The sequence below is a fragment of the Chitinimonas sp. BJB300 genome, from assembly GCF_002735695.1.
Taxonomy (GTDB): Bacteria; Pseudomonadota; Gammaproteobacteria; order Burkholderiales; family Chitinimonadaceae; genus Chitinimonas.
Genome location: NZ_PDZH01000085.1, coordinates 1 through 19,810 on the forward strand (window position 1 = coordinate 1; position 19,810 = coordinate 19,810).

Annotated in this window: 13 protein-coding genes and 1 pseudogene; 7 read left to right on the plus strand and 7 right to left on the minus strand. The window is 54.3% G+C overall.

The genetic code is table 11. From position 1 onward, the window contains the following. Nucleotides 1-144: 144 nt before the first annotated feature. Both CSQ89_RS14535 and CSQ89_RS14540 read left to right on the plus strand, forming a co-directional pair. Nucleotides 145-5,700, plus strand: coding sequence for a two-partner secretion domain-containing protein (locus tag CSQ89_RS14535; RefSeq protein ID WP_158229003.1), 5,556 nt, complete (start codon nucleotides 145-147; stop codon nucleotides 5,698-5,700). A 4-nt stretch (nucleotides 5,701-5,704) separates the two neighbouring features. Then, nucleotides 5,705-6,418 carry a FecR family protein gene (locus tag CSQ89_RS14540; RefSeq protein ID WP_158229004.1) on the plus strand — a complete coding sequence of 238 codons (714 nt, stop codon included), beginning with the start codon at nucleotides 5,705-5,707 and terminating at the stop codon, nucleotides 6,416-6,418. Between the two features lie 268 nt (nucleotides 6,419-6,686). Here the strand turns inward: CSQ89_RS14540 and CSQ89_RS14550 are convergent, their stop codons facing one another. Further along, entirely contained in the window at nucleotides 6,687-7,454 is a 768-nt protein-coding gene (locus tag CSQ89_RS14550; RefSeq protein ID WP_099406857.1) for a class II glutamine amidotransferase, read from the minus strand. A 116-nt stretch (nucleotides 7,455-7,570) separates the two neighbouring features. On the opposite strand from CSQ89_RS14550, the gene fliD reads away from it, so the two are divergent. Continuing rightward, the gene (fliD, locus tag CSQ89_RS14555; RefSeq protein WP_099406858.1) at nucleotides 7,571-8,941 is read left to right on the plus strand and encodes a flagellar filament capping protein FliD; all 1,371 of its coding nucleotides are present in this window, start codon (nucleotides 7,571-7,573) and stop codon (nucleotides 8,939-8,941) included. A 184-nt stretch (nucleotides 8,942-9,125) separates the two neighbouring features. On the opposite strand, the gene fabI is transcribed toward fliD, so the two are convergent. Further along, nucleotides 9,126-9,908 carry an enoyl-ACP reductase FabI gene (gene fabI, locus CSQ89_RS14560; RefSeq protein ID WP_099406859.1) on the minus strand — a complete coding sequence of 261 codons (783 nt, stop codon included), beginning with the start codon at nucleotides 9,906-9,908 and terminating at the stop codon, nucleotides 9,126-9,128. 183 nt (nucleotides 9,909-10,091) lie between these two features. Between fabI and CSQ89_RS14565 the strand changes: the two genes are divergently transcribed. Next, the gene (locus tag CSQ89_RS14565) at nucleotides 10,092-10,940 is read left to right on the plus strand and encodes an MBL fold metallo-hydrolase (protein WP_099406860.1); all 849 of its coding nucleotides are present in this window, start codon (nucleotides 10,092-10,094) and stop codon (nucleotides 10,938-10,940) included. 225 nt (nucleotides 10,941-11,165) lie between these two features. On the opposite strand, the gene CSQ89_RS22115 is transcribed toward CSQ89_RS14565, so the two are convergent. Both CSQ89_RS22115 and CSQ89_RS14580 read right to left on the minus strand, forming a co-directional pair. After that, nucleotides 11,166-11,804 carry a hypothetical protein gene (locus CSQ89_RS22115; protein ID WP_139022789.1) on the minus strand — a complete coding sequence of 213 codons (639 nt, stop codon included), beginning with the start codon at nucleotides 11,802-11,804 and terminating at the stop codon, nucleotides 11,166-11,168. 946 nt (nucleotides 11,805-12,750) lie between these two features. After that, nucleotides 12,751-13,224: a VOC family protein gene (locus CSQ89_RS14580; RefSeq protein ID WP_099406863.1), complete on the minus strand. Its 474-nt coding sequence runs from the start codon at nucleotides 13,222-13,224 to the stop codon at nucleotides 12,751-12,753. Nucleotides 13,225-13,392: 168 nt separating this feature from the next. Between CSQ89_RS14580 and CSQ89_RS14585 the strand changes: the two genes are divergently transcribed. Both CSQ89_RS14585 and CSQ89_RS23250 read left to right on the plus strand, forming a co-directional pair. Continuing rightward, nucleotides 13,393-13,770, plus strand: a complete 378-nt coding sequence (locus CSQ89_RS14585) for a SecDF P1 head subdomain-containing protein (protein WP_099406864.1) — start codon at nucleotides 13,393-13,395, stop codon at nucleotides 13,768-13,770. A gap of 568 nt (nucleotides 13,771-14,338) precedes the next feature. Continuing rightward, nucleotides 14,339-14,727: pseudogene (locus CSQ89_RS23250) on the plus strand (IS5/IS1182 family transposase); the annotation flags it as partial. 83 nt (nucleotides 14,728-14,810) lie between these two features. Here the strand turns inward: CSQ89_RS23250 and CSQ89_RS14600 are convergent. The 3 genes from CSQ89_RS14600 to CSQ89_RS14610 form a co-directional block, all read right to left on the minus strand. Beyond that, on the minus strand, nucleotides 14,811-16,595 hold the full coding sequence (locus CSQ89_RS14600; RefSeq protein ID WP_099406867.1) for an acyl-CoA dehydrogenase C-terminal domain-containing protein: 1,785 nt from the start codon (nucleotides 16,593-16,595) through the stop codon (nucleotides 14,811-14,813). A gap of 99 nt (nucleotides 16,596-16,694) precedes the next feature. Then, a complete protein-coding gene (locus CSQ89_RS14605; RefSeq protein WP_099406868.1) occupies nucleotides 16,695-17,630 on the minus strand; it encodes an electron transfer flavoprotein subunit alpha/FixB family protein in 936 nt (311 codons plus the stop codon). Next, nucleotides 17,631-18,380, minus strand: coding sequence for an electron transfer flavoprotein subunit beta/FixA family protein (locus CSQ89_RS14610; RefSeq protein WP_099406869.1), 750 nt, complete (start codon nucleotides 18,378-18,380; stop codon nucleotides 17,631-17,633). 452 nt (nucleotides 18,381-18,832) lie between these two features. On the opposite strand from CSQ89_RS14610, the gene CSQ89_RS14615 reads away from it, so the two are divergent. Then, complete coding sequence (locus CSQ89_RS14615; protein WP_099406870.1) at nucleotides 18,833-19,279, plus strand: MaoC family dehydratase; 447 nt, start codon at nucleotides 18,833-18,835, stop codon at nucleotides 19,277-19,279. Nucleotides 19,280-19,810 lie beyond the last annotated feature (531 nt).

A 19,810-nucleotide genomic window follows, 5' to 3' on the forward strand; every position in this document is an offset into this window, starting at 1 on the left:
AATGCCTGAGCATCAAGACGCAGAAGAACCCATTCGCACTTTGCCGCAAGTTACTGATCAACGCCTCCCGCGCGGCTTATGATCAGTTACAGCTGCTTCTCGCAGCTACTGCGTAACATCAGTTAATGTGTGGAAGGAATGAAGATGATGAATGTGGTACGACAACCCCGTTTTGTTCTGAAAACACTATTTGCCGCCACGCTGGCTTGCTATGTCCCTTTGGCTAAAGCCAATCCGGCCGGTGGAACGGTTGTATCGGGCTCCGCTACCATCCAGCAGTTGGGCAATAGCCTGGATATTCACAACACGCCTGGCGCCATCATCAATTGGCAGTCGTTCTCGATCAACCCCAACGAGTTGACCCGCTTTGTGCAGCAAAACAGCCAAAGCGCGGTGTTGAATCGTGTGATGGGGCAGGACCCCTCACAGATTCTCGGCCAGTTGCAATCGAATGGCCGTGTCTTCCTGATCAACCCTAATGGCATTGTGTTTGGCCAAGGAGCGCAGATTGATGTTGCCGGCCTGGTGGCTTCTAGCCTCAATATCAGCGATGAGGATTTCCGTACAGGCCGCTTGCATTTTCAGGGCAGTAATACCGGCTCGGTCCGTAACGCCGCAAGCATCACCACACCTACTGGCGGTTTCGTCTACCTGATTGCACCGAATGTGGAAAACAGCGGGGTGATTTTTTCTCCAAAAGGCGAGGTGTTGCTGGCGGCTGGCTCCAGCGTAGAGCTGGTGGATGGGGTGGATACCAGCTTGCGCGTAAAGATTGATGCGAAAGCGGGTGAGACGCTCAATGTCGGCAAGCTGATTGCGGAGCAAGGGCGGATTGGGATTTTCGCTGCTGCAATACGCCAGCAGGGTATGGTCAGCGCGACCCGTGCCGAGGTGGGCGAGGGTGGCAAGATCGTCTTCAAGGCCAGCCGGAATGTTGAACTTGCCAGTACCAGCCAGACACTTGCTCAAGGCGGTGGCGCGGTATTGGTCGATGCGGGTAAGACAGCCCAGGTAGATGGTCTGGTCGATGTTACCCACACCCAGGGCAAGGGCGGAACTGCACAACTGTTGGGTGAGCAGGTTTCTCTGAGTGGCCGTGTCGATGCCAGTGGTAAAACGGGTGGCGGTACGATTCTGCTGGGCGGCGATTACCAGGGTAAGAATCCCTTGGTGCGTAATGCTCAGTTCACTGACCTGGCGTCCGGTGCGAGGCTGGATGCCAGTGCCCAGACCAATGGTGATGGCGGCAAGATTATCGTTTGGGCGGATAAGGACACACATAGCGCCGCGGCAATCCAGGCACGCGCTGGTGCGCAAGGCGGTAATGGCGGTTTTGTCGAAGTCTCCGGCAAGCGGGCCTTGGCATTCAATTCAACCGTGGACTTGGGGGCTGCCCAGGGTAAGCGTGGGACCTTGTTCCTCGATCCTGAAAATCTGCTGATTGCGGCAACTTGCTCGGTCGATTGCTTGAGTACGCTACCCGTGAATCTGGGTGATGGTGTCAGCACCACCTCGACGATTCTCGCATCCATCCTGAATACGGCAACGGCAGATATTTCCCTTTATGCAAGCAAGGACATCACCTTTCAAACGGCGGTGAACACGACGCAGAACCTGCTTGCAAACGCCGGGCGCAATCTGGTTGTTAATGCACCGCTGACCAGCACTGGCAACATTACTCTGACTGCTGTCAACAATGTGTCAGCGAGTGCCAATATCATCACCTCAGGATTGTTAGCCCTTACCGGTAATCGAATCACTCAGGGTACGGGGGTGCAGTTGGGCGGAAGTGGCGCCACGGTGAAGTTGGCGGTGGGTAGTGGCGGCATCTCGCAAGCATTCAATGCGTCACTGCTTGCGAATGTGCTTGATGTCAGCTCTGGCGGCCCGGTCGACTTGCCCAGTGTCAGCAGCAGTAGTGGTACCGTGGCTGTGAATGCCACGCTTACCGGGAATGCCGGGCAGTTTTTTTCTCTGGCGAGTAGCAGTGATGTGCAATTGGGTCAGTTCAACTGGGCTGGCCGGGCGGATGTGAAGCTGAATGGCAAAGCGATCAGCCAGGCTGCAGGCAGTACGCTGAATGTCGACACACTGAACCTATCGACCACAGGTGTTGATACCGCGCCACATGGCATTCTTTTGACGGGGACAGCAAATCACATCAAGTCGCTTTCGGCCAGAATCGATTGCACCAGCGGCTTGTGTACCGATGTCTTGAAAGTCAATAACCAGCAGGCCTTGGAAATTGCCGACCTGGGCGTGACCAATAACGGTTATGGCGACGTCGCAATCTATGCCCACGGCGATATCTTGCTCAATAGCGGCCAGGTAGCGGGTAAGAAAGTGAGTTTGGCTGCCGATGGCGGGATCATCGGTTATTCCCCTTCGACGGTATCGCTGGGTACGGTACGAGGCGCCACAGTGGACCTGCAGCGTATCGATCCGGGAAACGGCTATGTCAATTATCCGGGTCTGGTTGGATCTAAACCCCGGCCGTTGCAGATCTCCGGTTGGGTTGTGCCGGGCGATTCAGAGCCCAATAACGGGACAACACTTTCGGTAGGTACAAACCTCACAACAGGTGTGGGTGACACCTATATCGTCAGCAGTGACGACGCCATCCTGACCAATCTGGGTCTGCAACCCAATGCGTCGTTCTTCCTGCAGTCGGCCAGAGCGATTGATGTCGGCAGTGTCGGTGATATCAGCACGACTGGCGACATTACCCTGAATGCCCTGGGGCTGAATACTTCTGGATTGTCCTTGCTGTTTGGCTCGGGCAGAAGCCTCTCTGGCAGAAATGTCCTCTTGGGTAGCGCTGCTGCCATGCAGGGGACTGAGCTGAAGATCAATTCCACAGAGGCGACGGAAATCAAAGCATCGTCGCTGTCGTTGATGGGATCGAGCCCCAGCGCGATGGCGACCCTATCTGCGGGCACCGAAGCACGTTTGTTTGCTGATTCTATTACCTTGGGTACGGATACGCAGATATCCGCGCCAACAGTGAAGATCAGTACACGGACTGTCGGTACCGGTATGAATCTGGGTGGTGGCGATGTAGCCGTGCAGCTGGGCCTGGATGCGGCCGAGCTGGGGCGCATCACCGGCACGAATACCCTGGAATTCATCAGTAGCGGTGATATGCAGGTGGATATTCCTGTTACTGCCAACATATTGAAATTGACCACAGACCAGGGCCGGATCACGGGGGCGGGGGGGCTGAACGCGACCAGTAGTCTGCTGCTTACGAGCCGCGGTGGTGTTGGCTCATCCAGCAGTCCTTTGCCGGTTCATGCCCCTGCAGTGACAGCCGTTTCCTCGTTGGATGGCGGCGGCGGGCTGTTTATCACCAACAGTTCAGCCGGCACGCTAATGGCCAATGCCGTCAATAGCGATATCCGTTATGAAACCACGAGTGGCGACCTGATCGTGTTGGGGGCGCATGCCGGGTCGGGTACGGTGGAGTTGAACGCCATTGGTGGCAATATGATTTCAGGCCAGGCTGGTGGTGTTGTCAGCAGTGGCAACATGGTATTGACGGCGGGTGGCGCAATAGGCACTGCAGCCCAGCGCTTTGAGACCAATACGGTAAATTCCGTGGAGGTGAGTACCGGTACGGGAGATAGCTTCCTATCTGAGCAAGGACCTGCCACGCAATACAAATTTGTTACAAGTCTGGGCGGTATCGATGCGATGGTCGCCGGGAGTGTATTGCTGAATGACCATACCGATATGCTGGGTACGGGCCGGTTGAAAATCAGCAGCGGTGGCGATATCACGATTTCCGGTGCGAATCCGCTGAGCACGGGTGGGCTGGCGCTCATTAGTGGTGGTTCGCTCACCAGCAGCCGTATGTTGCAGGCTCAAGGTGGCGGGGTGCAGCTGGAAGCGGCAAATGCCATGGGCACCGCGGCGGCAAGACTTAGTGTGAATGCACCTAGTCTGCAGGCGACAGTACACGGCGGCGGTGACATGTACTTCACGACCCTGGCTACCAAGTCCAGCAATGTGTTGAATACCCAGGGTGGTGCGATCGACTTGATGCTGGCGGATGATAACCAGGTCGCAGCCAGCAGCGCCGGCGGCAATATCAAGATGCTGGCGGCTGGTCCGGTATTGCTTGGGGTTGTGGATGCAGCCAGTGGGAATGTCGATGTCACCGCCAGTACGATAGAAAATGTGTCGGGTGGGAAGTTGGCCGGGGCAAAGGCAACCTTGCGTGCCGCCGGGTCTATTGGTAGCGTTGAACCCATACGGCTTGAAGTCGGCGCGTTGGATGCGGATACCACGGCAGCGGGGGCTGTGCTGCAATTCAGCGGCACAGTGGGAGACGCGAAACTGCATACCATGGGTGGCGATATCACCTTGCAAGCTATCAGTCCTAGCAACGTAGTGGCCGATGCGGGAACCGGGCGTGTCACCGTCAATACTGGCGGCTTGCTGACGGGCAGTTTTATCGGCAGTACCGTCAAGCTGGGGTCGGGTGGGGGCATGGGTACGGCGGGTAGCCGTATGCAATTACAGACCGGATCGGCCGATTTGCAGGCGGCGGGCGATATGTATGTCGACGGCAGTGCCAGTTTGACCAGTATCAAGATGAGTAACACGGGTGCGATAACCGACTTCAAAGGTGCGACCAGTTATAGCGCGACAGTGAATGCGGCCAATTCGGCAGTGGCATTGCGCGGGCCTGGCGATATTGGCTTGGCAGGGGTGATTGGCAAGAGCGTGGTTGTAGAGGCTGCTGGGGTTATCAAGGGGCCTGCCGAAGTCAGCGAGCATTTGACAGCCAACTCGGCCGAACTTTCTGCCGGGGGCAATATCCAGTTGGTTAGCAATGTGAGCGCAGTGGCCCTCAAGAGTGGTGGATCGGTTGGCTTGGTCAACAAGCGGGCCATCACGCTCACCTCGGCGCAGGTTAGCCAGAATCTGCAAGTGGAAAGTGTGGGTGGGATGACAACCACGGGTGAGATCACAGCTGGCGGGGCTGTTGATCTGGTCACCCACAGCCCGATGGTGATTGGCGCCGCTATTAACGCTGGCCGGGGCATCCACTTGGCTACCACGGCAAGTGGAAATGGTAACGACAACATCATCATCAATGGTCCGCTCAGCACGACTACAGGCAGCTGCGATATCCAGTCGGCTGGCGGTATCGAGCAGAACGCCAATATCACCACGCAGGGCGGCGCAATCAACCTCGTGGCCAATGGTGGCAGCCTGACCATGGCCCCGGGTACCAGCAGTGTTTCCAATGGTGGAGCGATCAATTACGCGGCGCTGGGCAGTATTACGCTTGGTTTTCTTGATGCAGGCGTTGGCCCTATCAGCCTGAGTGCAGCGCAGGGCAGCATTCTTTCCGCGCTGATTGGCGGGTTGAATATCCGCGCGGGGTCGCTGGTGGCGGTGGCTGGTGGCGGGGTGTCGTTGCGCGCCACGGTGCCGAGCGATCAGCTCAAACTCATCAGCGGTAATGGGGTGTTGGATGTGCGCGATGCCGACGGTGTGGCGTATCCGGGCACCCTGACGCCAGATGGCGGCAATTCACCAATCAGCGATACGGTGCGCAGCATCAACGAGCTGACCGAGCTTGTCGAGTCTGGCGGGGACAGCGTGAAAGACCAGGTGAGGAAGGTACTGCAAGATGCCCAGCAGCAAGAAAAGAACGAAGAAAAACGTAAAAAAGACAAGAAGTGCTAACGCCATGAAAAACGTACTCATTCTGGCAACCTGTGCTTGCCTGGCTACACCCGTTTGGGCAGCCGGTGAGGCAACGGTAACGAATCTGGCCGGCGTGCTGTCTGTACGCAAGGCGGATGGCGTGCTGAAGATACTCAGCTTGAATTCGATGGTCGATAGTGGCGATTTACTCGCAACCGGGCCCAGCAGTTATGCACGGTTGAAGTTTGTCGATGGGGGCGAACTGACGCTTCGGCCCAATACCGAGTTGAGGGTGGATTCATTCCGTTTCGAGCAGGCCAAACCCGATGAAGACAACGCGTTCTTCCGCTTGATCAAGGGCGGTCTACGTGCCGTGACTGGACTGGTCGGAAAACGCAGTGGTCTGGCGGATTACCGGATGACGACGCCGACTGCCACCATCGGTATCCGCGGCACCAACTACGGTGCGTTGTTCTGTCAAAGCGACTGTAGCGACTATCGGGACAATGAAGGCAAATCGCCTGCCGATGGTTTGTACGTGGATGTGGCGGATGGGCTGATTGTCCTGAGCAACGACAAAGGTAGCCAGCAGTTCCTTCCCGGTCAATATGGCTATTCCGGCAGCGAGCAGGCGCCAGTACTGATGCCACAGAAAAGCGGTGTGCCAATTGCAACCGACACTGGTACCAACAAACCCCCCGAGGCGGTGCTGGGCGATAAACCCCAGCGCCAGAATTTTGAATGCACGATTGAGTGACCTGTGCTGTCAGATCCTGTTCAAAGTCTCGCGAGCGAGATCGGGTGGAAATAACAGGGGAAGTGGTATTTTCAAATGGTGAATGAGCATCGGTGAATGCGCATCTGATAGCATCTTCAGCACTGTATTGCCTACACGCAGCAGATATTGAAAATGTTCTCCGTCCATCGCTTCAAATGTCACTGCCTCTGGGTTGCACGGGACAACGCGTTTGATAACCATGTACTTACCTTGCCCTTGGTGCTGGATGGATGAAGGGAACGCCATTTCAGCAGAATATGGGCTCACCATCGCGAAAGATAACGAGTTCCCCGGGTTGTATCTGCGTCCATTGCTCGTTGTCAGTTAGCGGTTGGGTTGCAATCATCGCTACCCGGTCGGCCGGCGTGGTCAGAGAGTGGAAATCTACACTCACGTCTTGGTCAACCAAGTGGGCCTGCCCGAACGGGGCTTGGCGCACAAGGTAGTGCAAATGGGTGGAACAGTGGGCTGCCAGCCATTCGCCATCTGATAACAGGAAATTGAAGCTGCCGTGTTGGCTCAATGTCGTTGCCAATTCGCGTAATGCCACATGTAATTGTGCCGGGGGTGGTTCTTTTTCAAAGCGGCTGGCAAGCTGTTGGAGCATCCAGCAAAAAGCATGTTCGCTATCAGTATTGCCTACCGGCATAAACCGCTCGTTCACCAAAGCTGGCAGGGTTTTCAGGTCGCCATTGTGGGCGAACAACCAATAACGCCCCCAGAGTTCCCGCAGAAAAGGATGGGTGTTGGCCAGGGTGATGTTGCCCACGGTTGCCTTACGGATATGGGCGATGACATTGGTGGACTTGATCGGGTAATTCCGCACCAGCTCTGCAACGGGTGAGGTGCTGGATGATTGCCAATCCAGGAAAAGCCGGCAGCCGGGCCCTTCGAAAAAACCGATACCCCAGCCGTCAGCATGGTGGTCGGTTAGCCCGCCGCGTTTACGAAATCCTTCAAATGAAAAACAGATATCGGTTGGTATGTTGCAGTTCATGCCCAGTAATTGGCACATGGGACGTCCTTCCTACACGGTAAATCTCAGCTAAACGGTGCATTACCTCAGTATTTCAAGCGTATATTGAAATTGTTCTGGATAGAGGGCAACTGAAAGGCCCCCGGGAGGTAAAAATGAGCCTCTATGGTATTGGTAATTCAGTTAGTCAGGCATATGCATTCAGCGGTATCAACCGCAATGGCACTGTGCAGTCCGCATCAAGTAACGATGAAAAATTGCGTTGGACCAGTTCGACCAATGTACGCCTTTCTGAAGCCGGCCGTTTGCAATCGGCTCTAGTGGAGCTTAAGACTTCGGCAGGTAACCTGGATAGTCTGGATAAAGTCGCAAAGGTGAAGGCGAAATCAGATAACCAGAATATCAGCGCCAATATCAGCCGTACCGATGTGCCTCCCCAAACCTTGAATGTTGAAGTAAGCCAGTTGGCGCAAAGCCAGCGTGTGCGTAGTCAAGCGTTTGCCGATCGGGATAGCAGTATTGTCGGGACGGGTAGTTTGCAGATTGAGTTTGGGCGTTTTAATAGCAACAGCAATAGCTTTACGCCTAACGACGGTAGTAAGAGTGCGACGGTCAGTATTTCAGCTGGAGATGGCACCCTGAATGGTATTGCCAAGGCGATCAACCGTGCCAATGTGGGTGTCGACGCCAAGGTGGTTGAGGACAACGGAAGCTTCCGCCTGGATTTAAGTGGTCAAAAGACGGGAGGCGACCAAGCGTTCCGTATCCGCGTAAGTGATAGCGATGGCAGCAACCGGGACAACAGTCAGGGGCTGTCGCGCTTGGCGTATGATCCGAGCGAGTTGCCGGGTACCGGCCGTAATCTGGATGTAAATCGCAACGCCAAGTTTGCGGAACTGACTTTGAATGGCAAGGCCATCATCAGTTCGACCAATGAGGTCAACAATGTGGACCGTGGCATTGCGTTGCGACTGAGTTCGACGGGTGTCGCCAAGATTGATGTGGCGCGCGATGCCGATGAAGCCAATAGCAGTGCACGTACTTTTGTCGAGGCGATTAATCGGTTTACTGAGAAGGTTGAGAGCGGACAGAGCGACTCGTCGGCGCGTAATAGGATAGTTGGCCAGATAGACAAGGCCTTGAATTCAGCACAAAGCAGTGGAGAGACCAATAAGATCACCCTGGAACAAATCGGTATCAAACGTGACAGGCAAGGGACGTTGACCTTGGATGAGGACAAGCTCGGTAAGGCTTTCAGCAAAGACCCGGAGAAAGTGAGCAGCTTATTGGCGGATGCGGCGAATCGGGTTAAGAATGCCAGCAACACAGCGTTGACCAATAGCAAGCGTACAACTACCTTGGACAGTACCAACCTGCTTGCCCGTAGCGATAATCCCTATGCTGCGCAGACGCGACTACAACAATTCCAAAGCCGCTATGCCGAGCAACCGACGTTGTTCTCCTATTCACCGAGCACGCAGAACCTCTATGGTTTGTCTCAATATCTATCCATATCGGGTCTGTAGTCAGCATTATCCAAATAAAAACGCCCGGGTATTCCCGGGCGTTTTTATTTGGATAATGTGCTGCCAGCTTTCAAGCGCGGCAAACAAAACCCAGCAAAGCAATTCTGGCTAGGCGTGCATAAGCAGACAGTACGTGAGTACGGCAAGTTTGCACAACAACGCCAGAAGAGTTTTGTTTGCCGCGCTACTCGTCCATGCCCGCAGCGACAGTACTATAGCCGTTGTCCACATGCATGATTTCAGCCGTCACAGCGGACGAAAGATTGGACAACAGGAAGGCTGCCACATTGCCAACTTCTTCAATGGTGACGTTGCGCTTCAGTGGTGACGATTGCTCGACGTGGTGGAGAATCTTCGAAAATCCGGCAATGCCTGCAGCGGCCAGCGTTTTGATGGGGCCGGCGGAAATCCCGTTTACACGAATGCCCTGGCTGCCGAGGGACGAAGCCATATAGCGCACATTGGCTTCCAGGCTTGCTTTGGCCAAGCCCATCACGTTGTAATTGACCACGGCGCGTTCAGCGCCCAGGTAGCTCAGCGTCAGCAACGATGCATTTGCACTCAGTTGCGGGCGCAGGGCTTTGGCCAAGGCAGCAAAGCTGTAGCTGCTGATGTCGTGGGCGATGTTAAAGGCTTCACGGCTGACTGAATCGAGATAATCCCCCGACAACGCCTCGCGCGGCGCAAAGCCGATCGAATGGACGACACCATCGACCCGGTCCCAATGCTTGCCCAAATCGGCAGCCATGGCGGCAATCTCTTCGTCGGAACCGACATCGCAACGCAGGATGATATCGCTGCCAAATTCCTTTGCCAGATCTACAACGCGGTCTTTGAGTTTGTCGTTCACATACGTGAAGGCCAAGGTGGCACCCTCACGGTGGCAGGCTTTTGCAATGCCGTAGGCGATGGAACGGTTGGACAAGAGGCCGGTGACCAGGATCTTTCTGTCGGCAAGAAAACCCATTTATTGACTTCCTTCACTTTGGGAAGCGCCGATTGTAGCCCGCTGACTACGTTGGGCCAATGCCGACAAACCGGTCAATCGCTTGATTTGCAGCTGTTTTACCGACTTGCTTTGCGTTGTATCAATAAATGGCAATGAATTTCGCGCTACGGTGCGCCCTTTTTGCAAATCGAGGCGTCATGCATGGCTATTTCCTTGTTCGACAACGGCAGCCACCGATGCCTGATGTTTGCCGACCTCGTGGACGATACCGATAACGAGGCTGTGCAGGCGAATCAGTTCCTGATTGTCTCGGGCAAGGAAGGGGCCTTGATCGACCCGGCAGGCAATATGACCTACAACGCCTTGATCATGGCCATGGCGCGTTACTTCCCCGCGCGTGAGCTCAAATACATTTTGGCGTCGCATGCCGACCCGGATATTGTTGCCTCACTGAACAAATGGCTGGTGAGCACCCAATGCCAGCTTTTAGTTTCCAAGCTCTGGTCGCGCTTTGTACCGCATTTTTGCAATGTGGGTAATTCGACAGGCCGCATCACTGGCGTACCGGACGAAGGCTGCTGGATTACGTTGGGTAGCAGCAAGCTGGCTGCGGTGCCAGCCCACTTTCTGCACGCAGAGGGCAACTTTCACTTTTACGACCCGACATCGCGCATCCTGTTCTCGGGCGACATGGGTGCTTCGATGGTGGAGCATGAGGCAGTCACCGCACCGATTGCGAGCCTGGCGGAGTTCAACCAACACATTGCCAGCATGGAAGGGTTTCACCGACGCTATATGGTAGCTAACAAGGTATGCAGGCTCTGGGCCAATATGGTTCGGCCTCTGGTCGAACGGGGGGAAGTCACCATGCTGGTACCGCAGCATGGCCGTTACTTTGTCGGCAAGTCGGTGCTGTTAGTCCTTCTCGATTGGATATCCAATCTCAGTTGCGGTATAGACCGCTTCGACGAAGGTCATTACCGCATACCGGGGCAGACTGCGAGTCGTGGCAAGGTAGGGTCGATGGACCAACCACAGGCCGTTGTGTGAGTGATGGTGCTGTATGGACGGGTGCTTACAAGTGATTATCTCGGACGAGATTTGCAGACTGCGATTGTTGCAATCGGACCTTCGAAGTAACGGCAAAGTTTGATGTAGATAAGCATGCGCCCAGCTTGCTAATGCAAGCTGGGCAGGTCATGCGGTGGGAATTGTGTAATGGCATGCTGCCAGCGCGGCGTTATTCCAAAGCGCGACGACAGTGCTGATAGGCCTCTACTTTTTCCCCGGTGCGAGCGTTACGGTCATGGATGAGCTACCACCAGAACCGAATCCCAAAAACTTACCATCCGCACCAAAGCTGACAGTCAGCTGAACTTCCTTAATGCCGTAATCGCCAGTGAATGCAGACGAAAAGCTGGTCAGCATTTTTTTGATTTCACCCTTTGCATTGGCCAAGCCATTACTCAGCTTTTCTGCTGAAACGGGTACTGAACCAGCAGAAGACTTGCGTTGACCGTTGGGTTTGGCAGCCTTGGCTGTGCTCGGTTTCTTAGCTGAACTGCTGGTACTGGCCCCAGCTTTTTTAACGCTTTTAGCTGCGCTGGATTTCTTCGCCGTGCTTGCCTTTGCCTTAACCGCTGGCTTTGAGGCAGGTTTGGCTGATTTCACTGCTGTCTTTACGGTTGGCTTGGCCTTTGCGACAGTTGCCGCTTTGGCAGTCTTGGTCACTTTACTTTGTGATGAGGCAGAACCTGTAGCAGGTTTTGCTGGTGTTGCTTTACTTGGAGAAAAGGCAGAACTCGTAACGGGCTTCGCTTTTACTGGCGTTGGTTTTGCTGGTGCTGGTTTGCTTTGTAGCAGTCCAGAAGCGGCTCTAGCCAATTTGGACGCTGGAGATTGAGTCGTAGCCATTTTTTACTCCTTTAATAAGAACCCATAACCAAAAATATCAGTCAAAACAACAGTTACTGCGAGGTTCGGTGATGAATGGAAACCACCTACCTGTAGTGTAGTTATAGTGAAAATCAATATATTTACATGCGTTAACTTAAAGAACGGCAAGCTCATCCTGCGAAGACAGAAAACGCGCCATCGGGCGCGCTCAAATAGGGCTGACAATACTAGTTAGAGAACAGTCAGTGGTCAGAAAGAATGCCCCACTCCTTTAGTTCACTCTCAATTGTTAGCGCATATCTAAGGCAGTCATTTTCTGAAGCTATATGAGCATGGTGAGCAAGCCTATTTCGCATTAAACTACCATCGTTAACTGTCGTGAATGCTTGCCATTTCAGCTGATGTTTTGAATTCAACATGAGAGATTGTAAAGTGACGGATCTTTTACTTTGCAGGTGAATCTGCCGTCCCTTAAACACTGCTTTAAGGCTTGTTCTAAAACGCCATATGCAAGCAGGAGTGCAATATTGAATGCCTCAACTGGTATGGCCATCGACACAAAACTTACCCCGGGAAATAGGCCGCTAGGGTGTCTTCGACAGATAGCCTTTATGGCTCCCCATTCTGTTGGGAAATCGGCTTCGTCCAGAGAATCGCGGCTCATTTATTCAATCTCCTGAGCACTTATAAATTGCGTGCTGTACGAGCAACAAGCGCAACTAACAAACCCAGCGTAGCGGTTCTGGCTAGGTGTGCAAACGCAGACAGTACGTAAGTACGGCAAGTTTGCATAACAACGCCAGAAGGGTTTTGTTAGTTGCGCTAAAACCTGTTCACGATCTGTAGCGAGCAGTTGTCAGCAGGGCGAAGCGCAGCGCAGAAGCCGGAATGTACTTGGGTACATGAGGACTTCGAGCAGCACATGAGCCCTGATCACGGCTGCGCAGTAAGATCGCGCCAAGGTTTAAGTTCCGTCATAAGCCTTTTGAAGTACGGCGATGTCTAACTTCGTCATCTGCATCATCGCGGCGAATGCCCGTTGCGATGCGGCGGTATCTTTGCTGTTCATCAGCTTCAGGAATGGGCGCGGTACGATCTGCCACGACAGCCCGTGCTTATCTGTCAGCCAGCCGCATTGGCTGGGTTGTCCACCTTCCAACAATTTGCGCCACAGCGCATCTATTTCCGGCTGCGTGTCGCAGTAGACCACGATCGATATGGCGGGAGAGAACTTGAAATGCGGGCCACCGTTCAAGGCCAGATATTCCGTACCGGCGAGCAGGAACTGTACAGTCAGCACCGAACCCGCCGGTTGTGGGCCACCTTCCAGGTAGAACTTGGTATCGAGAATGCGTGAGTCTGGCAGCAGGCTCACATAGAAGGTGGCGGCCTCTAGTGCCTGGTTGTCGAACCAAAGGCAAGTGCTGGTGCTTTGCATGGTCGAGGTCTCGTCAGGGGAAGAGCTGTTTATAGCCTCTGTGCTGTTGAGTGGCGACCTTGGCGTTGTATTTTTCTAGCGATGGGGAAAGCACTAATTCAAGGTGGGGCACGATAATTGCAATCATAAGGAGCAATTAAATATTCAAAGATAATTAGGAGGATAAGTATGTGTTTTCAATGGAGGAAGTTTGCCGCGTTGTGTTATGTGTGCGGTTTTCTTGGGTATGCTCAGGCTGCTGAAGTAGCATTTTCATCAGTCAATGACTTTACCGATATAGATTTGCGAATCAAGCGGGATGGCAATACCGATATTACCCTGATGGTGAAACTCAACCCTGAAGCACGTGCTCGGTTAGAAAAGGTAACCCGTGACAGCTTAGGGCAGCAATTAATGATATACATTAATGACCAAGTGGTTGGTACTCCGATGGTGAAGGGTGTCATCAATGGTGAAGAGCTACAACTTTCGCTTTCCAACGCCGCGGCAGGCACTTTACTGCCTACATTTCTGGAAAAAACTGCATCACAGAAGCCTGTAAAATAAACGCCTAATTGGGCTTGTCTTCTCAGATTATGTGTTTACAAATTAGATCGCCACTATCTGGCAGTTTTAAGTTCTTTTTTATTTCCTACCGCATAATTTATTTGCGCTAAGTGACATCGACGGCTGCGTATGCTTCGTCTTCTGACAGCTGGGCTGAATTTGGCCTGGAATTCACGATGGCATGTGTAGTTGCCCCAATAGCTACATAAAAAAACCAAAGGTAATTGTTGACCCATTTGGGAGCGAATCTTATGGCTTGGCTTTGTTGAAGGGTAAGCCCGCGAGCAGTAAAGAAGTGGTGAGCAGATTTGTGTTCACGACAAGAAGACCAAGAAGGCTGAAATAGGCAATGAGTTAAAAGTACGCCGATAAACAGCATGAGGTGCGTTTAGACACTTTTGACATCTGCCGCATGTGCACACTGAGCTGCAAAAAGTCCGTCCTGCAAAATCGCCGAAGGCGGCATTATGCAAGACCATGGCGGCGATAGACACGCAGTGGTCACAGGTGGTGCGTCTCAATGAATTTAAACGGATCATCGTCGACAGCACCGTTCAGGAGATGGACCGAGCGCATTCGCACGCCGCAGCCGAAAGACAAGAACAAGCAGTGCGTGTTGCATGCGCCGGAGGTGGAATGCATCGGCAAGGGCAAGGCCAGAAAGCCGTATAAATTCGGCGTAAAGGTGAGCATTGTCGTCACCCACAAGCGTGGGCTGATGGAGAAGCCCGGGAGGCCCCTCCCAGTCACCCCTACGATAGCCATGTGCTGAACCAGCAACGGGAACAGAACAGTATTTTGCTGGCGGGGACGGGCAAGGTGTCTAAACAAGTGGTCGATCTGGGCTTCCGTGGTGTGGACCAGGACAATCCTGGGGCGGAGATCACCCACCGGGGCAAGAACAAGCGTCTAACCGCTACGCAGCGCCGTTGGCGGAAGCGCCGCCAGGCGGTGGAGAACCATCGGGCACCATCAAAACGAGCAACGGTCAGATCAAGTCCGAACTTCTATATAGTATGCAAGCTTTTGATTTTATTGAATTAAAATGCTGCTTCCGGCAGCGCCAGTACGCTCTCTGCGCCGTTCAGAATGGCTGCAGCCAGCCCACCGGTTTGCGGCAGTAGGTGAGTAGCGAAGAAGCGGGCGGTAATCAGCTTGGCTTCATAGAAGTCGGCATCGCTATCGGCATTTGCCAGTTTCTGCTTGGCTACAAGCGCTGCGCGGCCCAACTGCCAGCCACCCAGCACAATGCCCATCAATTTCAGGAAAGGCACCGAGCCCGCTGCGACATCGCGTGGTTGTTCGCTAAACTGGCTGACAACATAGTCGGTGCTGGCGCGGGCGTGGACCAGTGCGGCATTCAGGGCGTCGCCGATTTCAGCGAGGCCGGCCGTTTTCAGCTTACCGGCGGTGGCTTCGACTTCACTTAGCAGCGCCTTGGCGGTCATGCCGCGTTCAGCGGCAGTCTTGCGGCCAATCAGATCTAACGCCTGGATGCCTGTGGTGCCTTCGTAGATAGCAGTAATGCGGGCATCGCGCAGGTACTGGGCTGCACCGGTTTCTTCGATAAAGCCCATGCCACCATGGATTTGTACGCCCAGGCTGGTGATTTCGTTGACTTGCTCGGTATTCCAACCCTTAACGATGGGGATAAGAAAGTTGACCACCGCTTGGTGCTTGGCTCTTTCTGTGGTGTCGGGGTGGCTGCCAGCTTTATCGAGCGCTGCACCGGTGTAGTAGGTGAGGGCGCGCTGGGCTTCGATTTGCGCCTTCATCGTCATCAGCATACGGCGAATATCCGGGTGCTTGATGATAGCGGCAGGGGCGGCGTTGTCTGACCCCAATTCACGTGATTGGACGCGATCCTTGGCGTATGCAACGGCTTGTTGGTAGGCGCGTTCGGCAATCGCCATGCCTTCTACGCCCACGCCGAGGCGGGCGGCGTTCATCATGGTGAACATATAGCTAAGCCCGCGGTGGGCTTCACCCACCAGATAGCCAATTGCGCCACCGTTGTCGCCATAGCTCATCACACAGGTGGGCGAGCCATGAATACCCAGCTTGTGTTCCAGCGAAACACACTTCACATCATTGCGTGCGCCGAGCGAGCCATCAGCGTTGACCAGGAACTTCGGCACGACGAATAGCGAAATCCCTTTCACGCCTGCCGGTGCATCGGGAAGGCGGGCCAGGACGAGGTGGACGATGTTCTCGACCATATCGTGCTCGCCCCAGGTGATGAAAATCTTCTGGCCGGAAATCTTGTACGTGCCATCGCCAACCGGCACGGCCTTGCTGCGTACCTGCGCGAGATCGGACCCGGCTTGCGGTTCGGTCAGGTTCATGGTGCCTGTCCATTCACCCGTTGCCATCTTGGTGAGGTAGGTAGCTTTGATCTCGCCTGAAGCATGGTGGGCAATTGCTTCAAAAGCACCCAATGTAAGCAACGGGCACAAGCTGAAAGCCACATTGGAGGCGCACCACATTTCGTCTGTCGCCATCGCTACCAAGGCTGGCATGGCTTGGCCGCCGAACTCAGTCGGTAACCGCAGGCTCATCCAGCCATTTTCAGCAAATTGCTGGTAAGCGCCTTTAAAACCGGGCGCGGTAGTGACGACATGATTATTGAGCTGGTTGCCATGCTGGTCGCCCACCTTGTTCAGCGGTGCAATCACGTTTTCCGCCAGCTTGGCGGCCTCTTCCAGGATCGCATCGACCAGCTCGGGATTCACTTCTTCATTGCCCGGTAGCGCGGCAACTTCGCTCAGGCCGGCGAGTTCATTGAGTACAAAACGGATCTCGGCAATGGGGGCGCGGTAGGTCATGGCTATCTCCAGATCAAATATGAATGCATTCGAGCGCTTGCTTGATTATTTGGGCTTATAAAACGGTCACCATGGTGACCGTCCTAATGCATCGCGACTTTACTTGCTTAACTCAGCGATCAACTCCGGTACCGCGGTAAACAGATCGGCCACCAAGCCATAGTCAGCTACCTGGAAGATAGGGGCTTCTTCATCCTTGTTGATGGCAACAATGACTTTGGAGTCCTTCATCCCTGCCAGATGCTGAATAGCGCCGGATATGCCGACCGCGATATACAACTGAGGTGCGACAATCTTGCCGGTCTGGCCGACTTGATAGTCATTGGGTGCATAACCCGCATCGACGGCGGCACGGCTTGCGCCGATGGCCGCGCCGAGCTTGTCGGCCAGGGGTTCGAGCACCGCGTGGAATTGCTCGTTGGACGCGAGAGCGCGGCCGCCGGAGACGATGATTTTTGCCGCACCGAGCTCCGGACGGCTTGAAACGGTCAGCTCTGACGAGACAAAGCTCGACTTGCCGGCATCGCTGCCCGCCCCAACGTTTTCGACAGCTGCTGCACCGCCCTGGGCTGCTGCATCAAAGGCCGTAGTCCGTATGGTAAGAACCTTGACGGCATCCATTGACTGGACGGTGGCAATCACATTGCCGGCGTAGATAGGGCGCACGAAGGTATCGGCCGATTCAATGCGGACTACATCCGAAACCTGGGCGACATCCAACAAAGCTGCCACACGCGGCATGACATTCTTGCCGCTGGTGGTTGCGGGGGCCAAGACGTGGCTGTATGACTTGGCGAGGTCCACGACTACCGGAGCGAGGTTTTCTGCCAAACCATGCGCGAGGTGAGCGCCATCGGCCTGCAATACCTTGGTGACACCGGCTACCTTGGCGGCAGCTTGTGCAGCAGCACCGGCATTGTGGCCTGCCACCAGCACGTGGATATCGCTGCCGAGTTTTGTAGCGGCGGTAATCGTGTTCAGCGTGGCGGGCTTCAACGAGGTGTTGTCGTGTTCAGCAATAACCAGAATGGACATTTAGATCACCTTCGCTTCGTTCTTCAGTTTTGCCACCAGCTCGGCGACCGAGCTGACCTTGATGCCTGCCGAACGCGTGATGGGCTCGGATACCTTCAGTACCTTCAGGCGCGGCGCCGGGTCAACGCCCAAATCGGCAGGGCTGATCTTATCGAGCGGCTTTTTCTTGGCAGCCATGATATTGGGCAGCTTCACGTAACGCGGCTCATTCAGGCGCAGGTCGGTGGTGATGACGGCGGGCAGCGAGAGCGAAACGGTTTCCAGGCCGCCATCGATTTCACGGGTGACACTGACTTTTTCGCCGGCAATTTCCACCTTGGAAGCGAAAGTGCCTTGCGGCGCATTCATGAGTGCGGCCAGCATCTGGCCGGTTTGATTGGCGTCGTCGTCAATGGCTTGCTTGCCCAGGATGATGAGCTGGGCTTGTTCTTTGTCGACCAGTGCCTTGAGCAGCTTCGCTACTGCCAGGGGTTGCAGCACGGCGTCGGTTTCGACATGGATGGCGCGATCAGCGCCCATGGCCAGGGCTGTACGCAGGGTTTCTTCGCACTGCTTTACACCTAGCGATACCGCTACGATCTCGGTTGCCTTGCCGGCTTCCTTCAAACGAACGGCTTCTTCCACCGCAATCTCGTCAAAGGGGTTCATCGACATTTTGACGTTGGCGATATCAACATCGCTGCCATCGGATTTGACACGGACTTTGACGTTGTAATCAACAACGCGCTTTACTGCGACCAGGATTTTCAAAACGGCCTCCGCTGGGGGTCGGATTAGGAACTTGGGTGAGAGGCGGGTTGCCAGTAGAGGCTGGCGTCAACCAACTTGGCAACGGCCTATTACGTTACGTGAACGTAAGGGGCCTGAAGCATAGCATTGGCTGGCATATGGCGTCATCGCGTGCTTTGCCGTCACTAGATTAGAACATGCGTAGGATGCAACTTAGCATCGAACACTTAATTTAAACAAGCGTTTGATTTGCATCTGTGGATGCAACGCGACAAAGCATTGAATTTGCCTTGTTGCGCCGTGCTTTGCCAGAATCAGCCGTTGGGACTGAAACCAAGAAGCATTGAGCTTGAATTTAAGTAGGTACGGATTACTCATTTCGGATTAGCTTGGGCAGCCAACCCCATTTTGCAACCGCAATTGCGCCTGGCGCGATGTCAGGTGTGCCGCATTCACATGAGGAACTGCAGCGTATGACAATTTATTTTGAAGACATGACCCTTGGGCAGACAGCTTCCTTCCGTAAAACAGTCACCGAGGCCGACATCGTTCTGTTTGCTGGTATTACGGGGGACCATAACCCTATCCATACCGATGAAGAATACGCACGCACCACCCCTTTTGGCCGGCGCATCGCCCATGGTTTGTTGACTTCCAGCCTTGTGTCTACTGTGCTGGGTAATCAATTGCCCGGTCCGGGCACCATCTATATGTCGCAAACCATGCGTTTTATGGCCCCGGTGTTCATTGGTGATACGGTGACAGCCAGCGTAGAAGTGACTGCCCTGGATGCTGCCAAGCTTAGGGTAACCCTGGCTACCCGTTGCAGTGTGGCTGGGCATATCGTCCTGGAAGGCGAAGCGTTGGTTAAAGCGCCAAGCCGACTAGGGGCGGTTGACGTTTCCCGCCAAGCGCATTGAAGAGGACCAACCCGCAGAATTGAGGTTGCTACAGCACAAAAGTGGATTTGCTATGCCCCGAGTGCTACCTATCAACAAACCTGAGCTAAAAGCACTGTCAGCTTGTGCGTTGCCGCTGTAGAGGCTGTCCCCAACTATTTGTCGTCAATGCAAAGTAGCCGTTTTATGCGTATTCCGGCGAACGTGACCGCTGATTCCGGTCGATCGTGACCGGTGTCGCATCGTGCGGTGTTGCGCATCTACATTGTAGGGGTGTCGGTCACGATGGGGCTGGATGGACCTCCTTCTTGCTTGATTTTGGCTTCTGCCGAAGAGACTCACCCATCAGAGTGAAACGGTGATTCTTTTGCATCACGCGGTCCAGAATAGCGTCCGCAAGCCCACAGTGTTAGTGGTGTAGTAACTTACTGATGTTACGCAGTGCATACGATAACCTGTCGCCATGAAGAACAAAGAACTCGATTTGTACACCGACTATTTGCTGAGCACGTTTGGTGCGGCGACAGCAACGGGCTTGTCGGCGATGGTAGG

Coding starts and splice junctions, on each gene's coding strand:
- CSQ89_RS14535 (WP_158229003.1), top strand. CDS start 145: ATGATGAATGTGGTACGACAACCCCGTTTTGTTCTGAAAACACTATTT.
- CSQ89_RS14540 (WP_158229004.1), top strand. CDS start 5,705: ATGAAAAACGTACTCATTCTGGCAACCTGTGCTTGCCTGGCTACACCC.
- CSQ89_RS14550 (WP_099406857.1), bottom strand. CDS start 7,454: ATGTGCCAATTACTGGGCATGAACTGCAACATACCAACCGATATCTGT.
- fliD (WP_099406858.1), top strand. CDS start 7,571: ATGAGCCTCTATGGTATTGGTAATTCAGTTAGTCAGGCATATGCATTC.
- fabI (WP_099406859.1), bottom strand. CDS start 9,908: ATGGGTTTTCTTGCCGACAGAAAGATCCTGGTCACCGGCCTCTTGTCC.
- CSQ89_RS14565 (WP_099406860.1), top strand. CDS start 10,092: ATGGCTATTTCCTTGTTCGACAACGGCAGCCACCGATGCCTGATGTTT.
- CSQ89_RS22115 (WP_139022789.1), bottom strand. CDS start 11,804: ATGGCTACGACTCAATCTCCAGCGTCCAAATTGGCTAGAGCCGCTTCT.
- CSQ89_RS14580 (WP_099406863.1), bottom strand. CDS start 13,224: ATGCAAAGCACCAGCACTTGCCTTTGGTTCGACAACCAGGCACTAGAG.
- CSQ89_RS14585 (WP_099406864.1), top strand. CDS start 13,393: ATGTGTTTTCAATGGAGGAAGTTTGCCGCGTTGTGTTATGTGTGCGGT.
- CSQ89_RS14600 (WP_099406867.1), bottom strand. CDS start 16,595: ATGACCTACCGCGCCCCCATTGCCGAGATCCGTTTTGTACTCAATGAA.
- CSQ89_RS14605 (WP_099406868.1), bottom strand. CDS start 17,630: ATGTCCATTCTGGTTATTGCTGAACACGACAACACCTCGTTGAAGCCC.
- CSQ89_RS14615 (WP_099406870.1), top strand. CDS start 18,833: ATGACAATTTATTTTGAAGACATGACCCTTGGGCAGACAGCTTCCTTC.